This is a genomic window from Gemmatimonadota bacterium (genome assembly GCA_026706845.1).
Taxonomy (GTDB): Bacteria; Latescibacterota; UBA2968; order UBA2968; family UBA2968; genus VXRD01.
The window spans coordinates 1-3,262 of the sequence record JAPOXY010000102.1 but is presented as its reverse complement, the minus strand read 5'-3'; the positions used below and the strand labels follow the sequence as shown (position 1 = coordinate 3,262).

General features: G+C 50.1%; 3 protein-coding genes. All 3 read left to right on the top strand.

The window, feature by feature from the left end:
* The coding region (locus OXG87_10410; protein MCY3869961.1) for a redoxin domain-containing protein at positions 1-760 on the top strand (760 nt) is incomplete at its 5' end.
* A 23-nt stretch (positions 761-783) separates the two neighbouring features.
* Positions 784-2,601, top strand: coding sequence for a HEAT repeat domain-containing protein (locus tag OXG87_10405; GenBank protein MCY3869960.1), 1,818 nt, complete (start codon positions 784-786; stop codon positions 2,599-2,601).
* A 199-nt stretch (positions 2,602-2,800) separates the two neighbouring features.
* Positions 2,801-3,262, top strand: a 462-nt coding sequence (locus tag OXG87_10400) for a tetratricopeptide repeat protein (GenBank protein MCY3869959.1), incomplete at its 3' end; no start/stop codon positions are given.

Sequence of the window (3,262 nt, the reverse complement as noted above, 5' to 3'; positions counted from 1 at the left end):
GGCGCGATTGGCAAAAAAGGTAGATCCCAATTCCCTTTTTTTTCGCACTTACGGTACATTCTCAAGCACCCTTTTAAGTCTTGATGAGGGCCTCCATTTTGCACCGCATCTCAGCGAAAAATATAATATGCCTCCTTTTTACTTTACTGGCATTCTGGTGGCTTATGAACGCAACTTGCCACCGGGCACCAAAGAGGGTGAATCTTTGCTGTGGCGCATGGCCCAACATTACAGAGATCGCGATCACCCCGTTGCTGCTCGCAGTGCTATTGATCAGCTTATCCAAAGATACCCAAATTCCAAAACGGTTTTGCATGGTTCGACTGAAAGGCTTTTAAATGCACTGGATATGCGGGAAGACCGTGTTGCGCCAGATTTTGTTGTGCAAACTGTGGATGGCGATTCCTTGAGGCTTTCCGACTTTCGGGGCAAATTTGTGATGCTTGATTTTTGGGGGACGTGGTGCGGCCCCTGTCTTAATGAATTACCACACCTCAAGAAGTTATCTCAATCTTTTTCGAATGAGTTGAAGGTCATTGGTCTGGCTCATGATGATCCGAGAAATTTGGCGGATTTTGTTAAGGAGAACGACATCCCCTATCCCAATGGGATAGCAGATTCGAAAATTCATAAGGCTTATGGGATCGTGTCCTGGCCAACGACTTTTCTCATTGCGCCCAATGGAAAAATTATTGCTAAAAATCTGCGCGGTGAAAAACTGGTTGATCTGGTTGCAGAAAAATTGGCCGCGCATAAATAATCGCTGTTGAGCAGGGATAACGGATGATAAAGGGAAAAATGTACGTTTGGTTGATTTTTGCACTTATGTTGAGCGGTTGCTCTCGGGGTATTGACGAATACGTGCGTCAGTCGCGCCATGTGGATGTCGATGTGCGGGTTTATGGCGTTGAGAAGTTGGGGAAGAGTGGTCAGTTGGATGCTGTCCCGCATTTGATTCAGGCGTTGAAAGATGAAAAAGCGCGGGTGCGGTTGGCAGCGATAGATGCGCTGGGTATGCTGAAAGACAGGCGAGCGACTAAGGTGCTCATTCCCTTTTTGCAGGACAAACGGGCTGTTCTGGCATTGGCTGCGGTGGAGGCGCTGGGTCAGATTGGAAATTTGACGGCGGTGGAGGCATTGGTCGCTGTTGTGCAAGCGGAGGTGCCTGTATTGCGACTGGCGGCGATAGATGCATTGGGTCAGATTGGGGATTCGACTGCGGTGGATCTTCTGTGTTCGCAAATGCAAAGTGAAATATCCCAGGTGCGATGGGTTTCAGCAGTGGCTTTGGGACGTATTGGGTCGCCCCGGGCGATTGGGCCTTTGGCAAATTTGTTGGGCGATGAGGAGATGCGCCAGACTGTTCTGTTTGCTCTGGATCAGATTGATAAAAATTGGCGTGCGCGGCCAGAGGTCGAGATGGCTGTGGAGAGATTTCAGCGTGATTTGATGCAAGATGATATGTTGGGCGATAAACAGGCAGTCATTCGGTTCCGCGCATTGGAGGGTCTCAATGCGGTTGTTCCCGACTGGCGAGAGAAAGATTGGGCAGAAGAACTGGTGATTCACTGGTGCCGCTGGGTGACAGAGGGCAATGATAACGAGCGAAAGGTTGCGGCGCGTTTTTTGGGCGATTTAAAAGATCAGCGGGCAGTGCAGACATTGCTGGTCGCAACAGAAGATAGAGATCGCAATGTGCGTCGGCAGGCTATTCAGTCGCTGGGTAAAATGAGAGATATGCGCGCGGCAGGTGTGTTGAGGCATGTGGTTGTGGGAGAAGACAGGTATGTTCGCGGAGCAGCAGCGCGAGCATTGGGTGCATTGCGCGATACGAGTGCTGTTGAGCTACTGATCTCGCTGGTAGATCGGGAGATGCATTTGCAGGGGCGATCTGGAGAGGAGATGATGGCGTCTATTGCCCGTGCTTTGGGTGTCTTAAATGACAGGCGAGGGATAGATGCTTTGATCCGCTTGTTGGGCCATCCGGGGATACATGTCCGAAGATCTGCTGTAGAATCGTTGGGACAAATAGGTGACCTGCGAACGACGAATGCCCTGGCGCAAGCGTTAAATGATAGTTCGGTTTTTGTGCGCTGGTCTGCGGCCTGGGCACTTGTCACATTGAAGGATGCGCGTGTGGTACCTGTGCTGGTGGAGATGTTGAGCAAGGGAGCGAATGTGCAGATGGCGGTGAGGGCACTTCGGGATATTGAGCCAGATTGGCGCAATAGGCGCGATGTGCAGGAGAAAATAGATGCGTGGATTTCGGCATTTGAGAATGGCAAAGGGGTGGAACGCATTGCGGCGGCTATGAAGCTTTCTGAGATAGGTGGCGATCGCGTTGTCGAGGTGTTGAAACGCGCTTTGCGAGAACGCGAACTGGATGTTATTGCAGCGGCGCACCCATTTTTTATTCGCGAGTATTCCGCATTTGCAACTTCCGCTCTTGTCCAGGCTCTGGAACACGAAGGCGATGAGCGTATGGCCAGCGCAATGCTCGCGTCTGGCAATCCCAAACTCGCCAAAGCCGCTCGACATTGGGCTTATGCCCGGGGTATGGCGTTGGTGTCTCCGCCCAGGCGTTTGGATGATGGTGGTTGAACGCAGCACAAAAAAAGATGGCCGATTAAGCATATCGCAGAGCAGTGGGTTGAAGAGACTTGCCGCTCTATTATTTTTGTGTGGAAACATGAGATTTTGGCACGGATGCACTCGTCACAATACATTCTTGACACTTGATGGTGTATATACTACCGTTTTAGTCAGAATCCTTTATTGACATGCTCAGGAGTTATAGGCGATGTGTTATTTACTCTCATTTATATCCATTGTGACGCTTGCCGTTTGCCTCCTGACGAGCCATGTAAGTGCGGTATCGGCAGATGAAAAGTTATCGCAGGCGGAGACCGATTCACTGAGCCAACTTGAGAAGGCGATTGAGCGTACGCCAAAAGATGGCAGCCTGTGGGTCAAACTCGGATACGCTTATTTCTCGGCTGGCGATCTGAAACAGGCTGAAAAAGCCTTCCGAAATGGGATGAGATATGCAAATTCTGCAGCCTCGTACAATGGTATGGGGCTGGTTTTTATGTACTCGAAGACACATCACAAATACAATGCACTTCAATACTTCCGCAGAGCGTTGGGTATTGATCCGACCTATATCGAGGCGCAGATCAACATGGCGCAGTTGTATATTGATCTGAAAAATGACTCTGCCGAGAAAGCATTGATGAAGATTATCGCGATGGATTCGACCTAT